This window comes from Streptomyces sp. NPDC045778, assembly GCF_056431945.1.
This window is the reverse complement of the sequence record NZ_JBWKJZ010000025.1, coordinates 45,294-69,600: the sequence shown is the minus strand read 5'-3', so window position 1 is coordinate 69,600 and position 24,307 is coordinate 45,294. Positions and strand designations below refer to the sequence as shown.

23 protein-coding genes are annotated in these 24,307 nt (G+C 72.3%); 15 read left to right on the top strand and 8 right to left on the bottom strand.

All coding sequences use genetic code 11. The annotated features are described in order from the left end of the window. Positions 1–62: 62 nt before the first annotated feature. The 8 genes from AC07GB_RS28140 (at position 63) to AC07GB_RS28105 (ending at position 8,073) form a co-directional block, all read left to right on the top strand. Complete coding sequence (locus AC07GB_RS28140; RefSeq protein WP_478850197.1) at positions 63–764, top strand: response regulator transcription factor; 702 nt, start codon at positions 63–65, stop codon at positions 762–764. Beyond that, complete coding sequence (locus AC07GB_RS28135; RefSeq protein ID WP_478850195.1) at positions 764–2,149, top strand: HAMP domain-containing sensor histidine kinase; 1,386 nt, start codon at positions 764–766, stop codon at positions 2,147–2,149. Before AC07GB_RS28140 ends, AC07GB_RS28135 begins: the two co-directional genes overlap by 1 nt. Next, positions 2,133–2,741: a hypothetical protein gene (locus AC07GB_RS28130; RefSeq protein ID WP_478850193.1), complete on the top strand. Its 609-nt coding sequence runs from the start codon at positions 2,133–2,135 to the stop codon at positions 2,739–2,741. The genes AC07GB_RS28135 and AC07GB_RS28130 overlap by 17 nt, the downstream gene beginning before the upstream one ends. A gap of 390 nt (positions 2,742–3,131) precedes the next feature. Further along, on the top strand, positions 3,132–4,544 hold the full coding sequence (locus AC07GB_RS28125) for a family 2B encapsulin nanocompartment shell protein (protein ID WP_478850191.1): 1,413 nt from the start codon (positions 3,132–3,134) through the stop codon (positions 4,542–4,544). Positions 4,545–4,660: 116 nt separating this feature from the next. Then, entirely contained in the window at positions 4,661–5,830 is a 1,170-nt protein-coding gene (locus tag AC07GB_RS28120; protein ID WP_478850189.1) for a family 2 encapsulin nanocompartment cargo protein terpene cyclase, read from the top strand. A 14-nt stretch (positions 5,831–5,844) separates the two neighbouring features. Further along, a complete protein-coding gene (locus AC07GB_RS28115) occupies positions 5,845–6,762 on the top strand; it encodes a geranyl diphosphate 2-C-methyltransferase (RefSeq protein WP_478850187.1) in 918 nt (305 codons plus the stop codon). A gap of 124 nt (positions 6,763–6,886) precedes the next feature. Further along, positions 6,887–7,087 carry a hypothetical protein gene (locus AC07GB_RS28110; protein WP_478850185.1) on the top strand — a complete coding sequence of 67 codons (201 nt, stop codon included), beginning with the start codon at positions 6,887–6,889 and terminating at the stop codon, positions 7,085–7,087. Next, entirely contained in the window at positions 7,084–8,073 is a 990-nt protein-coding gene (locus tag AC07GB_RS28105) for a BtrH N-terminal domain-containing protein (protein WP_478850183.1), read from the top strand. Before AC07GB_RS28110 ends, AC07GB_RS28105 begins: the two co-directional genes overlap by 4 nt. Positions 8,074–8,153: 80 nt before the next feature. On the opposite strand, the gene AC07GB_RS28100 is transcribed toward AC07GB_RS28105, so the two are convergent. Continuing rightward, a complete protein-coding gene (locus AC07GB_RS28100) occupies positions 8,154–9,158 on the bottom strand; it encodes a GlxA family transcriptional regulator (protein WP_478850181.1) in 1,005 nt (334 codons plus the stop codon). Positions 9,159–9,368: 210 nt separating this feature from the next. Between AC07GB_RS28100 and AC07GB_RS28095 the strand changes: the two genes are divergently transcribed. Continuing rightward, entirely contained in the window at positions 9,369–10,172 is an 804-nt protein-coding gene (locus tag AC07GB_RS28095; protein ID WP_478850179.1) for a dienelactone hydrolase family protein, read from the top strand. 35 nt (positions 10,173–10,207) lie between these two features. Here the strand turns inward: AC07GB_RS28095 and AC07GB_RS28090 are convergent, their stop codons facing one another. Both AC07GB_RS28090 and AC07GB_RS28085 read right to left on the bottom strand, forming a co-directional pair. Then, complete coding sequence (locus AC07GB_RS28090; RefSeq protein WP_478850177.1) at positions 10,208–10,780, bottom strand: dihydrofolate reductase family protein; 573 nt, start codon at positions 10,778–10,780, stop codon at positions 10,208–10,210. A 213-nt stretch (positions 10,781–10,993) separates the two neighbouring features. Continuing rightward, complete coding sequence (locus AC07GB_RS28085) at positions 10,994–11,983, bottom strand: hypothetical protein (RefSeq protein WP_478850175.1); 990 nt, start codon at positions 11,981–11,983, stop codon at positions 10,994–10,996. Between the two features lie 497 nt (positions 11,984–12,480). On the opposite strand from AC07GB_RS28085, the gene AC07GB_RS28080 reads away from it, so the two are divergent. Then, positions 12,481–13,350, top strand: a complete 870-nt coding sequence (locus tag AC07GB_RS28080; protein ID WP_478850173.1) for a calcium-binding protein — start codon at positions 12,481–12,483, stop codon at positions 13,348–13,350. Positions 13,351–13,489: 139 nt separating this feature from the next. On the opposite strand, the gene AC07GB_RS28075 is transcribed toward AC07GB_RS28080, so the two are convergent. Further along, positions 13,490–14,521 carry a saccharopine dehydrogenase family protein gene (locus AC07GB_RS28075; RefSeq protein WP_478850171.1) on the bottom strand — a complete coding sequence of 344 codons (1,032 nt, stop codon included), beginning with the start codon at positions 14,519–14,521 and terminating at the stop codon, positions 13,490–13,492. A gap of 124 nt (positions 14,522–14,645) precedes the next feature. Between AC07GB_RS28075 and AC07GB_RS28070 the strand changes: the two genes are divergently transcribed. Beyond that, the gene (locus tag AC07GB_RS28070; protein ID WP_478850169.1) at positions 14,646–15,614 is read left to right on the top strand and encodes a helix-turn-helix domain-containing protein; all 969 of its coding nucleotides are present in this window, start codon (positions 14,646–14,648) and stop codon (positions 15,612–15,614) included. 152 nt (positions 15,615–15,766) lie between these two features. Next, positions 15,767–16,138 (top strand): hypothetical protein, encoded by a 372-nt coding sequence (locus AC07GB_RS28065; RefSeq protein WP_478850167.1) that lies wholly within the window; start codon positions 15,767–15,769, stop codon positions 16,136–16,138. A 9-nt stretch (positions 16,139–16,147) separates the two neighbouring features. Here AC07GB_RS28065 and AC07GB_RS28060 read toward each other — a convergent pair whose 3' ends face one another. Beyond that, on the bottom strand, positions 16,148–17,980 hold the full coding sequence (locus tag AC07GB_RS28060) for an alpha/beta fold hydrolase (RefSeq protein WP_478850165.1): 1,833 nt from the start codon (positions 17,978–17,980) through the stop codon (positions 16,148–16,150). A 155-nt stretch (positions 17,981–18,135) separates the two neighbouring features. Here AC07GB_RS28060 and AC07GB_RS28055 point away from each other — a divergent pair, with 155 nt between their 5' ends. Together AC07GB_RS28055 and AC07GB_RS28050 are read left to right on the top strand one after the other, a co-directional pair. Next, positions 18,136–19,266 carry a sensor histidine kinase gene (locus AC07GB_RS28055; protein ID WP_478850163.1) on the top strand — a complete coding sequence of 377 codons (1,131 nt, stop codon included), beginning with the start codon at positions 18,136–18,138 and terminating at the stop codon, positions 19,264–19,266. A gap of 5 nt (positions 19,267–19,271) precedes the next feature. Further along, complete coding sequence (locus tag AC07GB_RS28050; RefSeq protein WP_478850161.1) at positions 19,272–19,973, top strand: response regulator; 702 nt, start codon at positions 19,272–19,274, stop codon at positions 19,971–19,973. Positions 19,974–19,976: 3 nt separating this feature from the next. Here the strand turns inward: AC07GB_RS28050 and AC07GB_RS28045 are convergent, their stop codons facing one another. From AC07GB_RS28045 to AC07GB_RS28035, 3 genes are all read right to left on the bottom strand, one after another. Continuing rightward, positions 19,977–21,212: an erythromycin esterase family protein gene (locus tag AC07GB_RS28045; protein ID WP_478850159.1), complete on the bottom strand. Its 1,236-nt coding sequence runs from the start codon at positions 21,210–21,212 to the stop codon at positions 19,977–19,979. 119 nt (positions 21,213–21,331) lie between these two features. Beyond that, positions 21,332–22,063, bottom strand: a complete 732-nt coding sequence (locus AC07GB_RS28040) for an MgtC/SapB family protein (protein WP_478850157.1) — start codon at positions 22,061–22,063, stop codon at positions 21,332–21,334. Between the two features lie 60 nt (positions 22,064–22,123). Beyond that, complete coding sequence (locus AC07GB_RS28035; protein WP_478850155.1) at positions 22,124–23,557, bottom strand: purine-cytosine permease family protein; 1,434 nt, start codon at positions 23,555–23,557, stop codon at positions 22,124–22,126. A 68-nt stretch (positions 23,558–23,625) separates the two neighbouring features. Between AC07GB_RS28035 and AC07GB_RS28030 the strand changes: the two genes are divergently transcribed. Next, positions 23,626–24,267, top strand: a complete 642-nt coding sequence (locus AC07GB_RS28030) for a TetR/AcrR family transcriptional regulator (RefSeq protein ID WP_478850153.1) — start codon at positions 23,626–23,628, stop codon at positions 24,265–24,267. Positions 24,268–24,307 lie beyond the last annotated feature (40 nt).

Here is a 24,307-nt window from a genome sequence, read left to right as displayed (position 1 = left end):
AGCCTTCGCCGCTGCCCGGGCCTCCCGTCACGGCCACGGCCCCCACCAGCGAAGATGTGCTCATGACTGAGGCAATCGAGCACCGCCGCACGGTCCTGGTCGTCGAGGACGACCCGGGCGTGCGCAGCACCCTGGACCAACTGCTGCGCTTCGAGGGCTACCGCGTCCTGTTGGCCCCCGACGGGCTGCGCGGGCTCGCCCTCATCGAGGAGGAGAGCCCGGACCTGGCGGTGGTGGACGTGGTCATGCCCGGCCTGGACGGGCTTGCCCTGTGCCGGATGCTGCGCAGGCGCGGTGACCGGCTGCCCGTGCTCGTCCTCACCGCGAGGGACCAGATCGGTGACCGCGTCGCCGGCCTCGACGCGGGTGCCGACGACTACCTGGCCAAGCCGTTCGCCACCGAGGAACTCCTCGCGCGCATCCGCGCGTTGCTGCGCCGCACCGAGCCGACCGAAGCCGCCGCGGAACTCCTCGCCGTCGGTGACCTCACCCTCGACCCCGCCACCCGCCAGGCCCACCGGGGACCCCACCCGCTCGACCTGACGAAGACCGAGTTCGACGTCCTCGAACTCCTCCTGAACAACCCGGGCGTCGTCCTCACCCGCACCCAGATCTACGAGCGCATCTGGGGCTACGACTTCGACACCACGTCGCGCTCCCTCGACGTCTACATCGGCTATCTGCGCCGCAAGACCGAACACGACGGCGCCCCACGGGTGATCCACACCGTGCGCAACGTCGGCTACACCGTCAGGCCGGCGTGATGGCACGCCCCCTGGCACGGCTGACCCGTCTTACGCTGCGCACGAAGATCACCCTGGTGGTCGTGGCCGCGGCCGTGCTCGCCATCGGCGTCACCGTCGTCGCGTCGTACCGCAGCGTCAGCGACCTCGTCGCAGACGAACTGGAACGCGGCCTCGAAGACCGCGCCGACACGGTCACCACCCTGCTCGGCGCCTCCCGCAAACCCCCGGCACGCCCCGACGTCACCGAGCAGGTGCTGCTCGCCGACGGCACCGTGCGCCCCCTCGACCCCGGCCGCGACCGCCTCCCGGTCTCGGAAGCGGACCGCGAGGTGGCACGCACCGGCACCGGGAGCAGCCGCCAGGACGTGTTCGTCTCCGGCCGCGAGTACGGGGTCCTCACCAAACCGCTGCCCGACGGGGGAGCGGTGATGGTCGGACAGCACTACCAAGGCGTCGCCCGCGTCGAGAACGCCTTCATGTGGCGCATCCCCTGGACCACCGTGGCCGCCACCGGCCTCTCGGCGGTGCTCAGCTGGATCGTGCTGGGCCGCATCCTGCGCCCGGTCCGCCGCCTGGCCCGCGCCACCGGGCGCATCACCACCACCCAGGACCTGTCCACGCCCCTGCCGCCCGCGGGAGCCGACGAGATCGGCCAGCTCACCCGCAGCTTCGACACCATGCTGAGCGCGTTGCGCCGCTCCCGCGCCCAGCAGCAGCAACTGGTGCAGGACGCGAGCCACGAACTGCGCACCCCCCTTACCTCGGTGCGCGGCAGCGCCGAACTCCTTCAGCGGGCCCGCGGCAGACTCGACCCCAAGGACGAGGAGCAGATCCTCACCACCCTCGTCACGGAGACCGCGGCGCTCGACGACCTCGTACGCGAACTCGTCGAGCTGGCCACCGACCGGTACACCGGGGAGGACCCGAGAAGCGTCGACCTCCACGCCGTGGCCGAGGACAGCGCGCGGCGCTACCGCCAACGCACCGGCCGCGACATCTCCGTCACGGCCGACGACCCCGTCCCGGTACGGGCCAGACCCCGGGCGCTGCAACGCTGCGTCGACAACCTCCTCAGCAACGCGGTGAAGTTCAGCGAGGCCCCCGCACCCATCGCCGTCCACGTCACCGGCAGCCGCCTGACGGTACGCGACCAGGGACCCGGCATCGCGCCGGACGACCGGCACGCCGTCTTCGACCGCTTCTACCGCGGCCCCCGCACCCAGTCCATCCCCGGCTCCGGCCTCGGCCTGGCCATCGTCCACGACATCGTCACCGCCGACGACGGCACGGTCTTCGCCACCGGCGCCATGGGCGGCGGCGCGGAAGTCGGCTTCCAGCTCCCGGCCCACCCCCCGGGCCCCGGCCGGCGGTCGCTACAGTTCCCGCGTGAACGACACCAGTGAGCCGGGGGCGCCGCGCCCCTGGCGCGTCCTCGCCGTCGGCGGGGCGTCGGGGATGGGCAAGACCACGGTCAGCCGCGCCCTGGCGCGACGGTTCGCCGCCCCCGTGGTGGAGGTCGACGACATCGTGGAGGCGCTCCTCGCGGTGACCCGGCCCGAGCACCTGCCCGACGTGCACATCTGGCGCACCCACCCCGAGGCGGCGCTCCAGGCCCCCGAGTCGGTGCTCGAGCGGCAGATCGCGATCGCCCGGGCCCTCGCTCCGGCGCTCGACGCGGTGGTCGCCAACCACGTGGACACCGACACCCCCGTCATCGTCGAGGGCGACTACCTGCTCCCCGAACTGGTCCTTGCGGCAGGCCCCGTCCGGGCCGTCTTCGTCCACGAGGACGACGAGGCGCGCGTGACGGCCAACTACCTGGCGCGCGAACCGGAAGCCGGTCCGCAGCACCACCGGGCCCGCGTCAGCGTGCTGTACGGCAGGTGGCTCGCCGATCAGGCACGTGCCCTGGGCGTACCGGTCATCACCCCACGCCCCTGGAGCGGTCTGCCCCACCGTGCCGAGCGGGTACTCGGCGCGCACGCACCGAGCTGACGCCCCGGGCCTGCCCGGGGCGGGCCCTGCCGCGCCCCGCGCGCTCACGCACCGGCGAAGGCTCCCATTGGCGCGAATCCATGCCACGGAGGTGGGTGAGCCCCCCGCGCCAGGGAGCAGAGGGGCTGGAGTGACCGCGCGCTGCCCTGGGGCCGAGGTGACCGCTGTCCGAAAACCACTGGTCGGCGCGGCAAACACCGAGCAGGTCAAGCTCACTGCATCGAGGTAATACCCATGGATTCCATGGGTGGACGGGGCGCATCGGCCGTTACTGTTCCCTGAGTTCTGGACGAATTCCCCGATATTAGCCCTGAGTTATCGACTTTCAGCAGTTTTGCACGTGTATGCCCCTGGTCGGCCGCACGTGCCTGATGAAGGAGAGCCTGCTCGATGACCGTTGACGCCAGCCGCGACGCACAGCTGGAGCCGCAGCAGCGGACCAGCCTGGGCACGGCGGCTGCTCGCAACCTCGCCACCACGACCAAGTCCGCCCCGCAGATGCAGGAGATCACCTCCCGCTGGCTGCTGCGGATGCTGCCCTGGGTGGAGACCAAGGGCGGCACCTACCGGGTGAACCGCCGACTGACCTACACCGTCGGCGACGGGCGCATCGACTTCATCCAGGACGGCGCCGACGTCCGCGTCATCCCCCGGGAGCTGGGCGAACTGGCCCTCCTGCGGGACTTCGACGAAGAGGACGTGCTGACCGCGATCGCCGACCGGTGCGTACAGCGCGACTTCCGCGCCGGTGAGGTCCTCGTGGAGCGCGGCGCGGCCGCCGAACAGCTCCACCTGATCGCCCACGGCCGGATCAACCAGACCTCCGTGGGCCCCTACGGAGAAGAGGTCGCCGTCGCGGTGCTCGGCGACGGCGACAGATTCGGCGACGACGCCCTGCTGGACGCCGACAGCACCTGGGACTTCACGGCCACCGCCGAGACCGACGGCACCCTCGTCACGCTGTCCCGCGACGACTTCGCCGCCCTGATGTCCGCGGCGCCGAGCCTGCGGGCACACGTCGAGCGGTTGAGCGCGCTGCCCCAGCAGCGGCAGAACCGGCACGGCGAGGCCGAGATCGCGCTCTCGGCCGGACACACGGGCGAGCCCACGCTCCCCGGCACGTTCGTGGACTACGAACTCCACCCGCGTGAATACGAACTGTCCGTCGCCCAAACCGTCCTGCGGGTCCACACCAGGGTCGCCGACCTCTACAACGGCCCGATGAACCAGACCGAGGAACAGCTCAGGCTCACCATCGAGGCCCTGCGCGAGCGCCAGGAGCACGAGCTGATCAACAACCGCGAGTTCGGCCTGCTGCACAACGCCGCCCTCAAGCAGCGCATCCAGCCCCACGCGGGCCCCCCGAGCCCGGACGACATGGACTCGCTGCTCTGCCGCCGCCGCGGCACCAAGTTCTTCCTCGCCCACCCCAGGACGATCGCGGCGATCGGGCGCGAGTTCAACGCCCACGGGCTCTACCCGGACAACGTCGACCTCGGCGGACAGCAGGTCCCCGCCTGGCGCGGCGTGCCGATCCTGCCCTGCAACAAGATCCCGATCACCAAGGAGAGCACGAGTTCCATCCTCGCCATGCGCGTCGGCGAGGACAACCAAGGCGTCATCGGCCTCCGGCAGACCGGTCTCCCGGACGAGTACGAGCCCGGCCTCTCGGTGCGCTTCATGGGGCTCAACGACCAGGCGATCATGTCCTACCTCGTGACGACGTACTACTCCGCCGCCGTCCTGGTGCCCGACGCGCTGGGCGTGCTTGAGAACGTCCAGATCGCCCGCAGGCCCGACTAGACCCCTCGTCACCGAGGCCTGCCCCGCGGCTGCGACGGCCCGGGCCCCACCGGAACGGCCGAGCACGCCGGGGAGTCCGGCCCGGGACAGCCACCCACGTCACCTAGGAGTCACGGATGCCCGATTCCGGGCCCTCCCCGCTGCCATCGAGCGCGATCGCACCGAACCCCGCGCTCGCCCGGGTCCTGCGCGGTCCCAGCGGCCTGGGCACCGCGAGCCTGAGCCTCACCCCGCGCGACGAGCCGCCGGCCCTGCCCGATCCGGAGCCACTCGACGCCGCGCCGCCGGAGCAGCCGCCTCCGGCACAGGGCACACCGATCCCCGGGCTCTACCACCACCCGATTCCGGAGCCCGATCCCGTACGGGTGGACGAGGTCAGCCGCCGGATCAAGCACTGGGCGGTGGAGGAGGTCGAGGCCTACCCCCCGGAGTGGGAGGACCAGTTCGACGGCTTCTCCACCGGCCGATACATGGTCGCCTGCCACCCGGACGCGCCCACCGTCGAGCACGTGATGGCCGCCGCCCGGCTCATGGTCGCCGAGAACGCGGTCGACGACTGCTACTGCGAGGACCACGGCGGCTCCCCGGTGGGCCTCGGCGGCAGGCTGCTGCTCGCGCACACCGCGCTCGACCCGCTCCACACCACCAAGGAGTACGCGCCGGACTGGGCGGAGTCCCTCCAGTCGGACGCCCCACGGCGGGCGTACCGCTCCGCGATGGAGTACTTCCTCCAGCTGGCCACCCCTTCCCAGGCCGACCGGTACCGGCACGACATGGCCCGGCTGCACCTGGGATACCTCGCGGAAGCAGCCTGGGCCGAGACGGACTACGTGCCGCAGGTGTGGGAGTACCTGGCGATGCGCCAGTTCAACAACTTCCGCCCCTGCCCCACCATCACCGACACCGTCGGCGGCTATGAACTCCCGGCGGACCTCCACGCGCAGCCCGCCATGCAGCGGGTCATCGCCCTGGCGGGCAACGCCACGACCCTCGTCAACGACCTGTACTCGTACACCAAGGAACTCGCCAGCCCCGGCAAGCACCTCAACCTGCCCGTGGTGATCGCCGAGCGGGAGGACCTCTCCGAGCGGGAGGCCTACCTGAAGGCGATCGAGGTCCACAACGAACTCATGCACGAGTTCGAGGCCACGGCCGCCGAGCTGGCCGCCTCCTGCCCCGACCCGCGCGTGGTGCGCTTCCTCAAGGGCGTCGCCGTCTGGGTCGACGGCAACCACTACTGGCACATGACCAACACCTACCGCTACAGCCTTCCCGACTTCTGGTAAAGGGGGACTTATCCATGTCCAGCACCGATGTCACCACTGATGTCGCCACCGATGTCACCTCCGTGAACGGCTCCACCGATTCGTCTGTTTTCATCCCCGCCCCCGCCACGCCCTACCAGGGCGACATCGCGCGCTACTGGGACCACGAGGCCCGCCCCGTCAACCTGCGCCTCGGCGACGTCGACGGCCTCTACCACCACCACTACGGCATCGGTGACGTCGACCGTGCCGCGCTCGGGGACCCCGCGGACGGCGCGTACGAGAAGAGGCTGATCGCCGAACTGCACCGCCTGGAGTCGGCGCAGGCCGAGACGCTCCTGGACCACCTCGGTTCCATCGGCCGCGACGACATGCTCGTCGACGCGGGCTGCGGGCGCGGCGGCTCCATGGTCATGGCCCACCAGCGGTTCGGCTGCAAGGTGGAGGGGCTGACGCTGTCGGCCAAGCAGGCCGAGTTCGGCAATCAGCGCGCCCTGGAACTGGGCATCGAGGACTCCGTCCACTCCCGCGTCTGCAACATGCTCGCCATGCCCTTCGAGACGGGGCAGGCCGCGGGCTCGTGGAACAACGAGTCGAGCATGTACGTCGACCTCGAGGACCTCATGGCCGAGCACTCCCGGATCCTGTCCGTGGGCGGCCGCTACGTGACCATCACCGGCTGCTGGAACCCCCGCTACGGCCAGCCGTCGAAGTGGGTCTCCCAGATCAACGCGCACTTCGAGTGCAACATCCACTCGCGGCGGGAGTACCTGCGCGCCATGGCGGACAACCGCCTGGTCCCGCAGGCCGTCGTCGACCTGACCCCCGCGACCCTGCCGTACTGGGAGCTGCGGGCCACGTCGTCCCTGGTCACGGGCATCGAGGAGGCGTTCATCAACTCGTACAAGGACGGCTCGTTCCAGTACGTCCTGATCGCCGCCGACCGCGTCTGAGTTGCCTCGGTCACGGGGCCGGGCCCGTCGTCCGACGGACCCGGCCCCCGCCGCGGGCCCGCCGCCGGAAGTCGAGGCCGCCCCGGGTGGGCTCTCCCACGGTGGGAGAGTCCACGATGGTGACGTGCGAGACGAACTCCTGACCATCGCCCTGCTGCGCGAGATGGACCTGCCCCTGGCCTACAGTGCTCTCTTCGCCGCCCTTCACGAGCGCGGTCGGCGCCCGTACGGCCCCGTACGGGAGGCCTGTCCGGTCGGGCCCGGGGAAGCACCCCAGGACGAACTGAGGACCAGGCTGGTCGTCCCTGTCGAGGAGGACGCATGACGCGTGTGAAGGACGTCGACGCCCGCGGTATGCGGCACTGCGAGACCACAGCGCTCGGCGTACTGCTGAGACACGAAGGAATCGACCTGTCCGAGCCGATGCTCTTCGGCCTCGGCGCGGGTCTGTCATTCATCTACTGGGACAGCAAGAAGCAGGACTTCCCGTTCCTCGGAGGTCGCGTCAAGCCCTTCGAGCTGACGAGGAACCTGGCCACCAGGCTCGGACTCGTCCTCCAGGTGAGGGAGACCACCTCCGCCCGCAAGGCCTGGGAGAACGTGGCGGCCCCGCTCGACGAGGGCCGGCCCGTCGGGCTCCAGCTCGACAGCTACCACCTGGACTACTTCATCTCGAAGGTCCACTTCGCCGGCCATGTCGTCGCGATGTACGGCTACGACGAGGACGCCGCCTACCTGGTGGACACCGCCCAGCAAGGCGGAGCGGTGACCACAGGGCTGACCGGCCTCGCCGAGGCCAGGGCCGCGCGCGGCCCGATGTCCGCCCGGCACCGCTCCTTCACCCTCACCGCCCCGGCGAACGCGCCGGACCCCCGGGACCAGGTCGTGCCCGCCATCGGCGCCTGCGCCGCCGCCTTCCTCGACCCGCCCATCGCCAACCTGGGCCACCGGGGCATCGAGAAGGCCGGAAAGCTCGTCCCCACCTGGCTCGGGCGCAGCGACGACCCCCAACGGGACCTGCCTCTCGCCGCCCTCCTGATGGAGCGGGGCGGCACCGGCGGCGCCCTGTTCCGCAACCTCTACCGCGACTTCCTCGCCGAATGCGCCGAGTTGGTCGACAGCGACCATCTGCGCGCGGGGCACACGCTGTACGCCGAGGCCGCGACGCTGTGGACCGAGGTGGCGGCGCTCATCGAGAAGGCCGGTGCGTCGAGCGACGAGCGGTGTCTCGTGCAAGCGGGCAAGGCGCTCGGTGAACTCGCCCGCATCGAGCGCGAGGCCATGCGGGAGCTGAGCCTGCTGCGCGACTGAGCCTCCTGCGGGACTCGGCGGCCAGGGAGGCGCCCACCTCCGCCAGGGGCCGGGACGCCGTCGCGGAAGGCCTCCGCAGGTCAGGGGCGCGTCAGGAGGCGCTCGGAGGGCTCGTGCCGGCGGAACGCCGAGCGGTGGACGCTCGGCTGCCGGCCGGTGTGCCGCACGAAGACTCCGCTGAACGTGCCGGCGTCGCGGTACCCGACCTCGGCGGCGATGCTCGCGACCGTCCTGTCGGTCGTCTCCAGCAGGTGCCTGGCGCGGCGGACCCGGGCGCCCTGCAAGTAGGCGAGCGGCGTCTGGCCCGCTTCCCCGCCGAAGCGCCGGAGCATCGTCCTGGTGCTCACGCCGAACGCGTGGGCGAGGGCGGTCAGGTCGTAGCGGTCGGCGAGGCGCTGGTCGAGCCACCGCTTCACCCGCTGCGAGAAGCCCGTGCCCGCGCTGGGCAACAACTCAGGGTCGACGTAGGCGGTCTGCGTGGAGCGCGCGTCGTCCAGGAGCGCGACGCGCGCCGTGCCACGGGCGACGCGGGGGCCGTCGTGCTCGCGGACGAGCCGCAGCGCGAAGTCGTACATCGCGCTGAAGGCGGCGGTCGTCGTCACGCCGCGGTCGGTGACGACCAACTGGTCCGGGCGGACCCGCACCTCGGCGTACCGGCGGGCGAAGCGGTCCGCGAACAGCCAGGACGTCGTCGCCTCGCGGCCGTGCAGCAGGCGGGCCTCGGCGAGCAGGAAGGCACCGACGCACACCGAGACGATCGCGGCCCCCGCGGCGGCCTGAGAGCGGATCGCGGCCGCTTCCGGTCCCAGATCCGTGAGGGTCGCGTCGAGGTCGAGCGCGGGGGACAGCTCGAAGCCGGGCACGACGAAGACGTCCGCGGGGCGTACCGCGGAGACGTCGACGCGCGAGCCTCCGGAGGCGACCACGCGGCGGCGGGGCGAGACGACGGACGCCTCGTAGGACGGCCCGACCGCCCCGTGCACCGCGGCGACGTGCGTGGCCATGGTCAGGAGGTCGAGGACGCCGAACACCTCCGAGGCGAAGCAGCCGGGGTAGGCCAGCACACTCACGCGCAGCGGACTCACACGGCACCTCCGGCAGTCGGCGGGTGGCGGTATCGCCGGGACACATGGCGATACCGCCGCTTCTCCGGGACGGCAGCATCTCGCCATCCTTCGACCATGACAACCGAGCGAACCCCGGCCGACCCGCCGCGAGCGCCCCGCGACCCGTCGCGAACCCCGAGCGATCCGTCGCGGGGTCCCAGCGATCCGTCACGAGGACAGGACGATCCGTTGGACGACCTGACCCGGAGAACCGTGAGGGTCGAGGGCGTCAGCAAGACCGTGTACGTCGCGGGGGCGGGGCCCGCGGTCGTCCTCATGCCGGAGATGCCGGGCATCAGCCCTGACGTGGCGCGGTTCGCACGGTGGATCCGCGATGCCGGGTTCTCCGTGTACCTGCCCTCGCTCTTCGGCGTCGACGGCGCCTATCCGCGCGCCGACGCGGTGGAGACCGTCGTCCGGCGCGCCTGCGTCAGCGCCGAGTTCCGCGCGTTCGCGGGCGGCGGCACCAGCCCTGTCGTGGCATGGCTGCGCGGCCTCGCCCGGGTGGCGCACGCCGAGCGTGGGGGGCCCGGCGTCGGCGCCGTCGGGCTGTGCTTCACCGGCAACTTCGCGTTGACCATGGCGCTCGAACCCGCGGTCATCGCTCCCGTGGTCAACCATCCGTCGCTGCCGCTCGACGACCCCGGCGGCCTGGAGATGGGCGCCGAGGACGCCGCCGCGGTGGCCGCGCGCGTCGAGCGGGACGGGCTGCGCGTGCTCGGCTACCGGTTCGACGACGACACCTGGTGCACCGGCCGGCGGTTCGCGGCGTACCGCGCGCTGCTCGGCGACGCGTTCGACGGCCGGGTCCTGCCCGGCGGGGCGGCGCACACGGACCCGCCGCCTTTCTTCCGCGATGTCGTCGGCTGCGCCCACAGCGTCGTCACGGCCCACCTGGTCGACCAGGATGGCCACCCGACCGTGCGGGCCCGTGACGAGATCATCGCCTTCCTGGCCGAGCGACTCGGCGTTTCGGACACCACGACCACGTGACCTGCCGGTGCGTGGGCGCTCCCCGATCCGTGGTGTCAGCGGACGACGTCGAAGACGTTCTTCTGGAGGCCGTTGGCGTACGCCTCGTGCTCGACCAGCTTGAGCTTCTGGGTGTCCTTGTCGGTGGTGCTGAACAGGCGCTTGCCCGCGCCGAGCAGGAGGGGAAAGACGAGGAGGTGGTAGCGGTCGATCAGGCCGGCGTCCGAGAGGTTCCGGTTCAGGGTGGCGCTGCCGTGGATGATGATCGGGCCGCCCTCGGTCTCCTTCAGGGCGGCGACGTCGTCGAGGGTACGCAGGATCGTGGTCTCGCCCCAGTTGGACACCAGGTCGGACTCGGCGAGCGTGGTGGAGACCACGTACTTCGGCATCACCTTGTAGTCCGCGAAGTCCTCCATGTCGGGCCACACCGGGCTGAACGCCTCGTAGCTGACCCGGCCCAGGAGCATCGCGGCGGCCTCCTCCTGTTCGCGGCCCTTGATCTCGAAGGCCTCGGGGAGGAACTCGACGTCCTTGAAGGTCCACCCCGAGTTGCGGTATCCGGGCTCGCCACCGGGGGCTTCCACGACGCCGTCGAGCGAGACGAAGGCGGTGCTGATCAACGTACGCATCTGGGTTCCTCGGTGTCTGGGGGCCGGCTCGTGCGTCCGGTCTCGGCAAGTGTGGCCGACGCGCCCTCCCGCCGCACCCGCGGCGTCGGGTCGCACCGACAGCATCTCTGACCGCGGGTCCCGGAGAAACTCATCGGTCGTCACCGGCCCGTCCCCTCCGCCCCTTCCCGGCGGGGTCGACACCGGGAAGGGGCGGACGCTCACCGGGCGGTGCTAGGGAGTGCCCGGCTTCGCGGGCGCGGGGGTGGGGTCGTCGGACGCGAAGCGCGGGACCTCGTCGTTCTCGTCCCGGTTGCCGTTCTTCTCGTGGATCCACTTGCCCGCGAGGGCCGGGATCCAGGCGGAGAACTCACTCTGGGTGAGGTCGGCGGGCACCTTGGCGCCGAGCCGGTTGAGGTCGGCGGCGGGCAGCCGCAGCGTCGGGTCGATGCGCTCGGCGGGGGCGTTCACCATCGCGGCGTCCCACACCTGGAGGGCGAAGGTCGTGCAGTTGCGGGCCGGGGTGCCGGCCCAGCCGCCGGTGAGGAGGTACTTCCAGGTGGGCAGCAGGGTGTACTTCTCGTCGGCCTGCTTGCGCCGCTCGATCTCCTTGTCGAAGGCGGCCTGTTGGGCGGGGCTGAGGGCCTTGCAGCGGGCCGCGCGGGGGGCGTACGCGCCGTTGCGGTCCTGCTTGCGGCTCGGCCGGTCCCACTCGATCAGCGGCTTGCCGGGCGCGTTGATGTCGTAGCCGGTGTAGTTGATGGACATGCCGTCCACCGCGCTGCCGTCGCCGTTGCGGCCGTCGGGGTCCTGCGGCTGGAACGAGTACGTGTCGTAGCGCGCGGTGCCGCCGCCTGCGAGCTTGCGCTCGAAGGCGCCGTGCGCGTTGAAGTGCACCAGCCAGCTGTGCCCGAAGACGTGCTGGCTGACGTTGAGTTCGTACAGGAGCTTGTTCGTCTGCTCGCCGTAGGAGAGCTGTCCGTACTTGCTCTGGAAGTCGTCGGACTTCCAGAGCGCGTAGGCGCGGGTCCCCACGTCCCAGACGTAGCCGCCGGTGGTCCTGTCGGTGATCTCGGTGCTGTAGACGCACAGCGTGTTGTCGGCCGGGGCGGCGGCCCGGGGTGCCGGTGCGGACGGCTCGGCCGCGGCGGCCGGTGCGGAGACGGCGGCCGTGGCGAGGACGGCCACGGCGAGGGAACGGGTGAGGAAAGAGCGTAAAGTCACGCCAAAGGTATACATGCGGTGACCCGTTCATGATCATTTCGGGGGTCGATTTCTCGCCAGGCCGCGTGCGCGGCTCTGCGGCGGCTCCGGGAGGGGGTTGCGTCGTGTCGGTCATCCGGCGGAGTGCCGTGGAGGGATGACCTCCGCGGGGTCCAGCGCTCATCTCTCCGCCGCCGCCCTGTGAATTGCCCTTTCGGGCCTTCCGAATTGCCCTTTCGGGCCCAGGGGTGCAGGGGAGGGCGATTTATCGCGGCGCGAATGAATTTATGGTGAAACTGTCCTTTCGGAGTGCTTTCGAGATGCTCGCAGGGACATGAAAGAAGCAGTTCAGAGGCTCACTTGGAGGGATTGGACGTGTCCGGAGGCGCATTTTCGAACCGTGCGCACACAACCAAGTGCGCAGGCCGCGAGTCACATGTTGTTGTTGAATCCAGGTACTCCTCATGGAGGTTGGGAAAATGCGCTCTCAACTCATCGGTAGCCGCACGACAAGCGCCGTGTCCGCGTTGACTCTGGCTCTCGGCGCGGGGATCGCCGCACCGGTGCTGCTGTCCGGAACCGCCGGCGCGGCCGCGCCGGCGGCCACCGCCGCTCTCGACGGGAGTTCGATCGTCTACAAGGCCGCCGCCGGGCAGAAGAACAAGGTGGACGTCACCGCGTCGCGGTCCGGCTCGGGCCTCGACAGCATCACGTACGTCATCGACGACGTCGTCAAGATCAAGGCGGGCGACGGCTGCACCTACCCCAGCGGCACGGACCGTACGAAGGTGTCCTGCAAGGTCGACACCCATGACTCCCAGGACCCGTACGCCACCCTCGAGTTGTTCGCCGGCGACGGCGACGACACCGTCAGGTACACCAACAAGACCGACGACGCCTACTACTTCGCCAGGCTCGACCTCGGCAAGGGCAACGACACCCTGACCGAGGCCGCCGGCGTCCAGGGCAACTCCGTCCACGGCGGCGCGGGCGACGACACCCTCACGGTCAGCGAGTACAGCGTCGTGCTCGGAGGTGACGGCAAGGACGCGATCCGCGCGGGCAGGGGCGCCATCTCGATAGGCGGCAACGGCAACGACACGATCTACGCCGGCGGCGAGAGCAGCGACGCCGACGGTGGAGCGGGCAACGACGTGATCCGCGGCGGCGGGAGCCGGCAGAACCTGAACGGCGGCGACGGCAACGACACGATCCGCGCCGGCGCGGGGAACGACTTCCTCTACGGCGGCAAGGGCAACGACGTCCTGTACGGCGAGGCCGGCGACGACACCGTCTACGGCAACAGCGGCGACGACAAGCTGTACGGGGGCTCCGGCACGGACACCCTGTCCGGCGGTCCCGGCAGGGATGAAGTCCACCAGGACTGACGCCGCACACTCGCAGCCGTCAGCCGTCAGCCGTCAGCCGTCAGCCGTCAGCCGTCAGCCGTTGGCCGATAGTCGATGGCCTCCGGCGCCCACGGCCCTTCCGTCCCGGGCGCGCGCGCCGCCTCGGCGGCTTCGCGGGCTAGGGGAGCGGTTCGAAGGTGATGTGCGGGGCCAGCGAGCGGAGGAAGTCCGGCGAGTCGAAGATCTCGCCCGCGGAGGCGACGCCCACCGCCCTGACCTGACCGGTGAGGACCCGGTGCACCGCTTCCACCACGAGTGGCGCGGTGACCGCGTAGATGTCCTGGCCGCGGGCCACGGCACGCCGCTCGCTGCCGCCGGAGCGCACGACGACATCGACGACGAAGGTCTGCGCGGACCTTCCCCGCGCGTCGACGGCGGCCGGGGCCGGGGTGCCGGGGGCCGTCACGTCCCCGGCCGCCTCGACGGTCATGTAGGTGCGCACCTCGGGAACGGACAGGTGGCTGGGGACCGTGACGACGTCGGCCATCGTGAACTCCCCGATGACGGACCGGGTGCCCACCGGATCGGGGAAGGCCCACTTCACGGTGGGCGGGGCGTCGTCGCGGTACTCCAGGCGTCCGTTCGCGAAGCGGACGCGTCGGCCGCCCCGGCGCTCCCGGGAGACCGCGCCCGCGGCACGCGTCCCCGCGGTGGGGTGCCAGCGGTTCAGGCCGTAGGCGATGTGCACCTCGTCGGCCTGAGTCCAGTCGTCCATCGCCGCGGTGGCCACCAGGTCGCCGAGACCGCCGTAGAAGGCCATCGCGGGCACGATCACCGCTCCCGCGGCGCGGGCGCGGTCCGCGAAGTGCGCGAACGTGTCGGCGTTGGCCTCGATCTCCGCCGCCACGTCCAGATACGGGACCCCGGCGCGCAGCGCCGCCTCGATCACGGGAGCGGCCGTCGTGGCGAAGGGCCCGGCGCAGTTGACGACGGCCGCCGCGCCCGTCAGCGCCCGGTCCAGCGAGGCCGGATCGCCGACCGCCGCGGGCCGGACCGCGAGGCCGGGGTGCGAGGCGGCCAGCGACCGCAGCTTGCCCGCGTCCCGGCCGCAGAGGACCGGGACGAACCCGCGCTCCCGCAAGTGCGTCACGACGAACTTGCCGGTGTGCCCGTACGCGCCGTACACCGCCACTGTCTGCCCCGCTGCCATGACTTCTCTCCCTGCGTCCGGACCAGCCCACGAACTGTGCTTGAACGATCAACTAGGGCCATCCTGGCCGGTGCGGGCGCCGCGCGTGAGTGTCTGGAACGACATGACGCGTACAATTCCGGACATGAGTTCTGTCGCGCTCGCCGTCACCGACGGGATGCTGCACTTCGAACTGTCCGTGGCGTACGAGGTCTTCGGCTCCGCCCCGGACGCCGTGCCCGGGCCCTGGTACGACCTCGGGGTGTGCGGCCCGGACGCCGTGCGGTTCGGCCGGTTCCGCCTGGAGCCCGACGGCGGCTTCGACCGGCTCCGGCGCGCCGCCACCGTGATCGTCCCCGGCTGGGCCGACGTCGACGAGGAACCGCCCGCCGACCTGGTCGACGCGGTGCGCGCCGCCCACGACGCGGGGGCGCGCGTGGCCTCCCTGTGCACGGGCGCGTTCGTCCTGGCCGCCGCCGGCCTCCTCGACGGGAAGCGCGCGACCACGCACTGGGCGCACACCGAGGCCCTGGCCGCCCGCTACCCACGCGTGGAGGTCGACCCCGACGTGCTCTACGTCGACAACGGCAGCGTGCTCACCTCCGCAGGCAAGGCCGCCGCGATGGACCTCTGTCTGCACCTCGTCCGCCTCGACCACGGCTCGTCGGTCGCCAACGCGGTGGCCCGCCGCCTGGTCGTACCGCCGCACCGGGACGGCGGCCAGGCCCAGTTCGTCACCACCCCGGTGCCCGCCCGGGACGACCACCCCCTCGCCGGCCTGCTCCCCTGGGCGATCGAGCGCCTCGGCGAGCCGCTGACCGTGGAGGACCTGGCGCGCCGGGCGCGGATGAGTGCGCGCCACCTGGGCCGGCACTTCAAGGCGGCGACCGGCACCACCCCGCTGCAATGGCTCCTCGCCCAACGGATCCGCCGCGCCCAGGAGTTGCTGGAGAACACCGACGACGGCATCGACACCATCGCCGCGGCCACCGGCATGGGCACCGCCACGACGCTGCGCCGCCACTTCCACCGCACCGTCGGCGTGCCGCCGGACACCTACCGCCGCACGTTCCGCTCGCGCGGCCCGGTCAAGGGCCCCGCACGCGGCGCATAGTCGCCGCTACAGCAAACGATGGGCAAATGTCAGGTGAGCCGGCGGTACGCCCCGCGGAGTTCGTCGAGAATGGACGGTGACGGAGAGGGGCGTCAGGGGACCCGGAACACCGCTGCTCCCCTGGCCAGAGGTCAAGTCGCAGGGGGCCGGAGATGAAGGACACATCTGGACATCCGCTGGCCGCGCCGAGGATCCACGACGCCGCGGACGGCGTCGTCACCCTCGGCGGGCCCGCAGCCGAGCTGGTGGTGCGGGTCGAGCCGTACGCGGGGATGGCCGCGGGGGATCAGGTGCAACTGCGCTGGGACACCGGGGTGTTGCGCACCTCCCGGATCGACACCCAGGTCATCGGCGCCGGTGAGGTCGGCGAGGCCAAGGTCTTCACCGTCGCGCGCCCGACCCCGGGCACGGCACGGGTGAGCTACCTCGTGGGCCACCCCGCGGGGGACTGGCACGCCTCGCAGCGGCTGACCGTCACCGTGCGGGAGACCCACGAGAGCCCACCAGGCCTCGCCCGGCCGTGAACCGACCGGTCAGGCGCCGGGCGGCACGCTGCCCTTGACCACGGTGCCGGGCGCGGGCACGGTCAGGCGCGTGAGGTAGTCGGTGATCGCCTTCCGCTCGGCGCCGCCGTTGAAGACCTTCGCGCCGTGCCCCCAGCCGTCGACCTCCACGAGCGCCGCCTTGTCACCGAGGCGCCCCGCGACGGAGCGGGCCCAGTCGACGGGCGTGGCGTTGTCGTGGCGGGCGTTGATCAGCAGCATCGGGTGCCGGGTGCGGAACGCCTCAGGGCCGCCGGGCCGGGGCGTGGGACGCTCCGGCAGGCCCAGACAGAGGTTGGCGTACCCGATCGCGTTGGGCGAGAAGCCGAAGGCGGGCGCGGCCTCGCGGTCCGCCTTCCGGTCGGCGAGGTAGGCCGCGGCGTCCGGGGCGCGCAGGTTCAGATCGACGCACACCGCCTGGTCGGCGACGGGCAGCAGCTTGCCGGCGGGCTCCTCATCAGTGTCCTCCCGCCAGGGCTCCCCGCTGTCCAGGGCCTGGAGGTACTCGCCGACCACCGGCCAGGACGGGGTCAGGAGCATCTGGTCGAGCGTGCCGTTGAGGGCCGCGGGCGTGACCTTCTTGCCGTCGTTGCGCAAGGTGCCGTCGGCGGCCTTGGCGGCCACGCGCCGCAGGACCGCGCGCGGGTCCTTCTCGCCAAGGGCGCACGCGTCGTTCTCGCCGCACCACTGGGCGAACTGCCCATAGGCGCGCTCCAGGGCGCGGGCGCTGTCGGTGCCGAAGGCGCGGCGGCCGACCGCCGGATCCATCACGCCGTCGAGCACGGCGGCCCGCACCCGCTCGCCGTACAGCTGCGCGTACCGCTGGCCGTACACCGTGCCGTACGAGTGCCCGTACAGGGAGACGTGGTCCTCGCCGAGCGCGGCGCGGACGGTCTCGACGTCATGGCTGACGCTGGTCGCGTCGGTGTGCGCGGCCACGGGCCCGGACGCGCGGGCACAGTCCTCGGCGAAGGCGCTCGCCCGCTCGCGCTCGCGGGCGAACTCCGCGGCGGAGGCGGCGGGCTTCTTGTCGCGCGCCATGGCGACGTACGGCCCGGCAGGACAGCGCACCGGGCTGCTCGCGCCGACGCCGCGCGGATCGAGACTGACGATGTCGAAGCGCCGCTCGAGGCCGCCCCACGCGTCGGTGGACCGGACCGTGTCGACGCCGGAGCTGCCCGGGCCGCCCGGCAGGAAGACGAGCGTGCCGACGCGCAGGCCGGGCTCGGTGGCCGCGCGCCGGGCGACCGCGATGTCGATCTTCTCGCCGTCGGGCTTCTTCCAGTCGACGGGCACCCGGACCTTGCCGCAGTCGGCTCCCTTCGGCACGCCCTCCTCGGCCGGGCAGGCCTTCCACGCCACGCGCTGCGCCGGGATCCGCACGGCCGTCGTGCCCGGCGCCCCGGACACGACGTCCCGGTCCTGCCACGCGTACAGGGCGCCCCCGACGCGCGCCCCCGACCAGGAGCCGCAGTTCGTGTCGGCCTTCGCGGCCACGTCCGAGGGGAACCAGTCGGCCTTCAGACGCGGCTTGCCCTGCGGCTTCCCCCGCACACAGGAGGCGGGGAACGCGCCGTTCTTCGCGGTGAACCGCAGGATGCGGTCCTCGCCCGTCGTCGACATCACGTACGAGACGTCCTCGGCGTCGTCCGGCAGCCACCGCGGCACGGACTTCCGGGCCTTCTTCGCCTCGGCGCCGGTCTTGTACGTCGCCTTCTCCTGGTGGTCGTCGAAGGGGTTGTACGAGCCGCCGCACGCCGTCAGGGAGACGGCGAGCGCGGCCACGCCGAGGGCACAGGCCGGTGTGCGCGGGAATCGGGGCATGGGCGTCGCTCTCTTCAGGCGTCCGGGAATACTGCGTCCCTCCCACGGTCGCCGCGCGGCGACCGGCGCCGCCTCGGCCATTCGATGGATCGGACCCGCGCCGGTCCGGCTTTCGGTTGAGCCCCCGCGTACGACCTGGTCCGTACATTCGCTATGTGAACCGCCGCCGCGTCCTGCTCCTCGCCCTGCCGCCCGCGCTGCTGCTCTGGCTCGGCGACCTCGTGTCGAACCAGCCGGACGGGTCCCGGCTCCCGCTGGTGTCCGGGCCCCTGGCCCTGGTGACGCTGCTCGCGTGCCGCCGCGTCCCCGTCGAGGCGCTGACGGCCGGGGCGGCCCTGGCCTCCGGGGCGCTGACGCTCGGGATGCTCGGGTTCGCCCCCGCGGGCGGCAGCTGGGGGCTGCTGGAGTCGGCGGCGCTGCTCGGGCTGCTCACCGTGGCGGCCCGGACGGCACGGGTTCCCGCCGCGTACGCCCTGTGTCCGCTCCTGGCCGCGGCGATCGCCGCGGCGCCGGTGCGCATGGGCTTCCCCTCGGACGCCCAGACCTTCGCGTTCCTGCTGACGGTCGCCGCGGGCGGCGCGCTCGCCCTCGGCTGCTACCTGCGCTCCCTGGACCGGCGCCGGGCCGACGCCGTGACCGCCGTGCAGGAGGCGGAGCGCCTCGCCCTCGCACGTGACCTGCACGACTTCGTCGCCCACCACGTCACCGGCATCGTCGTGCAGGCCCAGGCGGCTCGCACCATCCGGGTGACGGCACCCGAGCAGCTCGACCCGCTCCTCGCGGGCATCGAGCGGGCGGGCACGGAGACCCTCGCCTCCATGCGCCGCCTCGTGCACGTGCTGCGGGCCGCGCCCGACGCCCCGACCCGGCCCGCCGACCTGCTCACCGAACTCGCCGCCCTGGTGGCCGCGCACACCGACGGCGGGGGAGCGGCGGCCACCCTGGACGTCTCCGCCGAGGCCCGCGCCCTCGCCCTCGCGCCGGAGGCCGAGACGTCGGCGCACCGCGTCGTGCAGGAGTCCCTCACCAACGTCCGCCGCCACGCGCCCGAGGCCGACGCCGTCCGCGTCCGGCTCACGGCGGACCGCGGCCGGCTGCGCGTGGAGGTCACCAACGGGCCCGCGCCCGCCGGTGACCGCCCGCCGCCGGGCGGCAGCGGCGGGCTCGGCCTGGTCGGCCTGCGCGAGCGGGTGGAGGCTGCCGGCGGCCACTTCGAGGCGGGGCCCGCGCCGGGCGGCGGCTGGCGGGTCCGCGCCGAGTTCCCCCCGGCACACCTGCCACACTGACCACGATGAGCACTACGCCCCCCGAGACCGGCGCCGCGCCCCTGCGCGTCCTGATCGCCGACGACCAGGACATGGTGCGCACCGGCTTCCGCCTCATCCTCGCCGCGCAGCCCGGCATCGAGGTGGTCGGCGAGGCCGCGGACGGCGCCGCGTGCGTGGAGCTGGCCCGGCGGCTGCGCCCCGACGTCTGCCTGGTCGACGTCCGCATGCCGAAGCTCAACGGCCTGGAGGTGACCAGGCTGCTCGCGGGCCCGGACGCGGTCGACCCCCTGCACGTCGTGGTGGTGACCACCTTCGACCAGGACGACTACCTGGACGAGGCCCTGCGCTCCGGCGCCGTCGGCTTCCTGCTCAAGGACGCGGGGCCCGGTCTCCTGGTGGAGGCGGTGCGTGCCGCCGCGCGCGGCGACGCCCTGGTCTCGCCCGCCGTCACGCTGCGGCTGCTGCGGCGCATGGCCGACCGGCACGGCCCGCAGTGCGGCGCGGCAGCCGTGGGCGCCACGCCGCACGAGCTGACCGAGCGGGAGCTGGACGTCGCCCGCCTCGTGGCGCGCGGCCGCACCAACCAGGAGATCGCCGCCGAACTGTTCATCTCCGTCGCCACCGTGAAGACCCACCTGGTCAACATCCAGGCCAAGCTGGCCGTCCGGAACCGCGTCGAGATCGCGGCCTGGGCATGGGAGTCGGGGCGGATGGGCCGCGCCTGAGGCTCAGACCAGCCAGCGCGCGGGCGTGGCCCGGCGCACGTGGACGAGCACGTCGAACGCGTCGGCCAGCGAAGCGACCGCGATGTGCTGGGAGGCGTCATGGGCCGGGTCGTAGACGCCGCTGATGACGCGGAGCTTCGCGGGTCCTTCCCACTGGCGGCGTACGTCGTCGCGGCGCAGGTCGAGCCAGTCGGCGGGCTTCCCCGCCGCGCCGAGCCGCGCGTCGAGCAGGTCCGCGCCCGGCTCGGGGACGGTGACGACACCGAGGTCTCCGTGGTGGAAGCCGATCGCCACGGAGACGTACCGGGCGCCGTAGTGCTCGCGCAGGAGCGAGCCGGCGGTGGGCTGCGCAGGGGAGTCGGGCACCATGCCCATGACGGTCTCGGCCGCCGCCGTGTGCGCGATCCCGTCCCAGTAGACCAGCCGCAGGCCGGTGCGGCGCTGGGCGTCCATGAGGGCGTTCGCCTCCACCGCGGTGTCGTTCGCGAAGCTGCCGCGCCCGGCGACGCTGCCCGCGTGAAAGCTCACGATCAGCCGCATCCGAGTCAGGACCTCGTCGTCATCGCCGATGCCGGGACGCGCCTGGATCAGGGCGAGCGCGTCACGGGCGTGCTCGACGAACGGCCGCCCGGGATGGGTGCCCCGCGCCCGCTGCACGTGCTCGTCGGTGTCGTGCGCGGTCCGGATCGGATCGAGGTGGGACGTCACCTCCGCGAGCAGTTCCGGGGCGGCCGCGCGCACGTGCTCAAGTACGGCGTCGTAGTCCTCGGTCCGCGCCTGCGCGGGCTTCACGCCGAAGATCCGTACCGGGTCGTCCGGGTGGTCCCGGTTGAACTCCCGGATCCACGTGAGTGCGGCGGCCATCTCGGCGGTGCGCCACGGCCGCCAGGCACCGGCGAGCACGGCTTCGGCCGAGCCCTCGCCGCCCCGCGCGTACCGGTCGAGGTCGGCGGCGACGTCGGCGCTGTCCTGCACGGCGAGCGCCCGGAACCCGTGCTGCCGGACCAGGCGGCGGAAGAGCTGGTCGCGGATGCCGAACGTCTCCCGGGAGAACCGGGTGGACTCACCGATGCCGACGACGGCTGCCCCGGTGGCGATGCCTTCGGCCATGGCGTCGAGCGTGGCATCGGCCAGAGGGCCGGCGCCGCCGGGCTGCCGGCCAGGGCTTTCCAGGAGGGAGCCGGGGGCTTCCCCGGGCGTGGACAAGGGGACCTGAAGAGCGGTGGTGTCGTTCGTCATGTCCCAGATCGTGGTACGTGAACCTTGGTTGAGGTCAAGAGCCGCTGAGGCCGAGGAGGGGCCGAGGCCGAGGAGGGGCCGAGGCCGAGGAGGGGCTGAGGCCGAGAAGCGCCTGACGGTTACTCCTCATCGGTGGCAGGGGTCACCTCGACCTCGATGACGTCGTCCCTGTCGAAGAGTTCGGCGGTCAGCCGCCCGGTGTCGGCGGAGCCCTCCAGGGCCAGCAGGACCCGGGCGGCGGGGTCGGTCCCGCCGGGCAGCCGGTCGACCCTGACCTGGAGGATGCGGAATCCGCGCCGGGTGCACGTCTCCATCAGCTGGGGCAGCAGGGCGGTGCCCGTGCGGTACGTCATGCGCAGCTCGAAGGCGGAACCGCTCGCGCGGGGCGGCACGCGTGCGGCGAGCCGTGGGTAGCCGCGGACGACGAGGAAGTGCAGCGCGGTGGCCGCCAGGGCGAGGACGGGCAGTCCGCCGCCGCAGGCCATGCCCACCGCGCAGGTGAGCCAGATCGCGGCGGCGGTGGTGAGGCCGCGCACGACGTCCTGGCGCACGAAGATCAGGCCGCCGCCGATGAAGCCGATGCCGGACACGATCTGCGCGGCCACCCGGGAGGGGTCGAAGGACACGTCGCCCAGGGCGAGGGCGCTCGCGAAGCCGTGCTGGGAGATCTCCATCATCAGGGCGCTCGCGATGCCCACGAGGGTGTGCGTGCGCAGCCCCGCGCTCTTGTGCCGGGACGCGCGCTCCCAGCCGATGAGGCTCGAAAGGAGCAGGGCGAGCCCGAGTTCGGACAGCTGCCGCGGACCCTGCCCGCTCCTCATGCCCCACAGGGGCACCGCCAGATGGACCATGCGCACCTCCTGTCACCGCCCTCGCCCCTGCCCCGGACGGCGCGGGGCACACCTGCCGCCTCACCTCCGGCCGAGGGCCGCGTACAGGGACGAGGCGACGACGATGCCGACGGGCAAGGAGAGGTCCATGCCGCCCATGGCCCCGGCGATCGGTCCGGTGTACACGGTGTCGACGCACAGGGCCGCGGCGGTGACGCCGCCCGCCAGGGCCAGGGCCCCGGCCGGGTTGACCCCGGCGGTGTACCAGAAGGGGCTGCCCGGGGTCTCGTCCATCAGGGCGGGGCCGTCGTAGCGGTTGCGGCGCAGCAGGATGTCCGTGGCGTAGACGGCGGTGGCGGGGCCGAGCAGGACGACGGTGAGCTGGAGGACGTTGCTGACCGTGTCGAGGAAGTCGGAGACGAGGAGCGCGTACAGGGTGAGGGAGACCGCGGCGATGCCGTCGGCGACGACGCTGAGGGAGCGGCGGATGCGCACGCCGACGGCCTGGAGGGCGAGCCCGGCGCTGTAGGACGTCAGGGCGTTGAGCGCGATCGTGCCGAGGACCAGGGCGAGCAGGAAGACCGGGTCGAACCAGCCCGGCAGGATCCGCTGAAGGCCGGCCTGGGGATCCCCCATGTCGACCGCCGTGGCGGCGAGGGCCCCGAGGGAGCACACGGCGACGCCGGGCAGGAAGCCGCCGAGGGCGGTCCAGCCGAGGACGGCCTTCGCGGACGTCGTCCCCGGCAGATAGCGGGAGAAGTCGGCGCTGGTGGTGTACGACAGCGGAGCCGCGCCGATCAGGGTGACGCCGGAGATGAGGACCGCCCACAACTCACCGCCGGTCAGCGGCTCGACGGGGGCGTAGGCGTAGTCCGCGTGCTGGAACACGCGGACCGCGACGACGGCGAAGACGGTGGTGAGCGCCAGGGTGATCGGCAGGTACAGCTTCATGATGGTGGCGTGGCCGTAGACGCCGATGGTCAGGGTCAGCGTGGCGACGACGAGGACCACGCCGACCTTCACGCCGGTGCCCGCGGTGACACCGGCCTTCTCCACCAGGGAGAACGCGGCGGTCGCGGCGGCGGCGAGGTTCAGGGCGAAGTACGACACGGAGATCAGCCAGCCGACGATCGCGTTGTTGACCCGGTTGCCACGGATTCCGAACATCGCGCGTGTGATCACTTCGCTCGGCGCGCCCGCGGCCGGGCCGGATATGGCGAGCAGCCCGGTGAGCGACCAGAACAGATTGCCCGTCACGATCACGGCGAGGGCCTGCCAGAGGCTCAGGCCCATCAGGATCAGGGTGCCGCCGGTGACCAGGCCCAGGTAGTTGACGCTCGCCGCGGCCCAGACGGAGAACAGCCGCCGGGGGTGGCCGTGGCGCTCCCGCTCGGGGATGTGGTCGATGCCGTGGGCCTCGACGCGGCCCGCCCCGCCGATCGGGGGCCGCGCCTCCTGGTGCGTCGTTCCGGGGTTCAGGGGGACTTCGTGCGGGTCGGGAAGCGTGGACGCCATACGGCCCCTCCGGATGCTGGGTACCCACCTGCTTGTTTATTGGTCGCACACTCAATAGCATGGATTCCATGACGTCAAGGCTCCAGAACAAGCGAATTCGCAAGTCTCCGACGGAAAGGCGTGCGGAAATCGTTGCAGCCGCGGCTCGGTTGGCCGTGATCGAAGGTCTGGAGTGCATCACGCTCCGGCGCGTCGCCGAGGAACTCGACGTCCGTCCGGGGCTCATCAGCCACTACTTCCCCGCGGTGGACGACCTGGTGGCCGAGGCCTACGGCACCGCTGCCGACTCCGAACTCGACGCACTCCTCCCGGCCGATCGCGCCGACGCCACCTGCGCCCAGCACCTGGCGCGGTTCTTCGCCCGGACCAGCGGAGAGGCCTACGACGACATCAGCCGCCTCTGGCTCAACGCGCGGCACCTCAGCCGCTACCGGCCCGCGCTGCGCGACCGCGTCTGCGCACAGGAGGCCGCCTGGCGCGACCGGCTCGAAGGGCACATCCGTGACGGCGTCGCCCGAGGGGAGTTCCACACCGACGACCCACTGGTGACGACCTTTCAGATCCTGGTCGTCCTCGACGGCCTGGGCATGCTCGTCAACAGCGGCGACACCGTCGACAGCCCACCGGAGGTGCTGCGCCTGCCCGTCACCACGGCCGAGCGCGAACTCGGCCTGGAACCGGGCGCGCTGAGCGCCGCCACCCCCGACTGACCACCCCGGCACGCCTCTTCCGTCACGTGCCGCGTGCCGC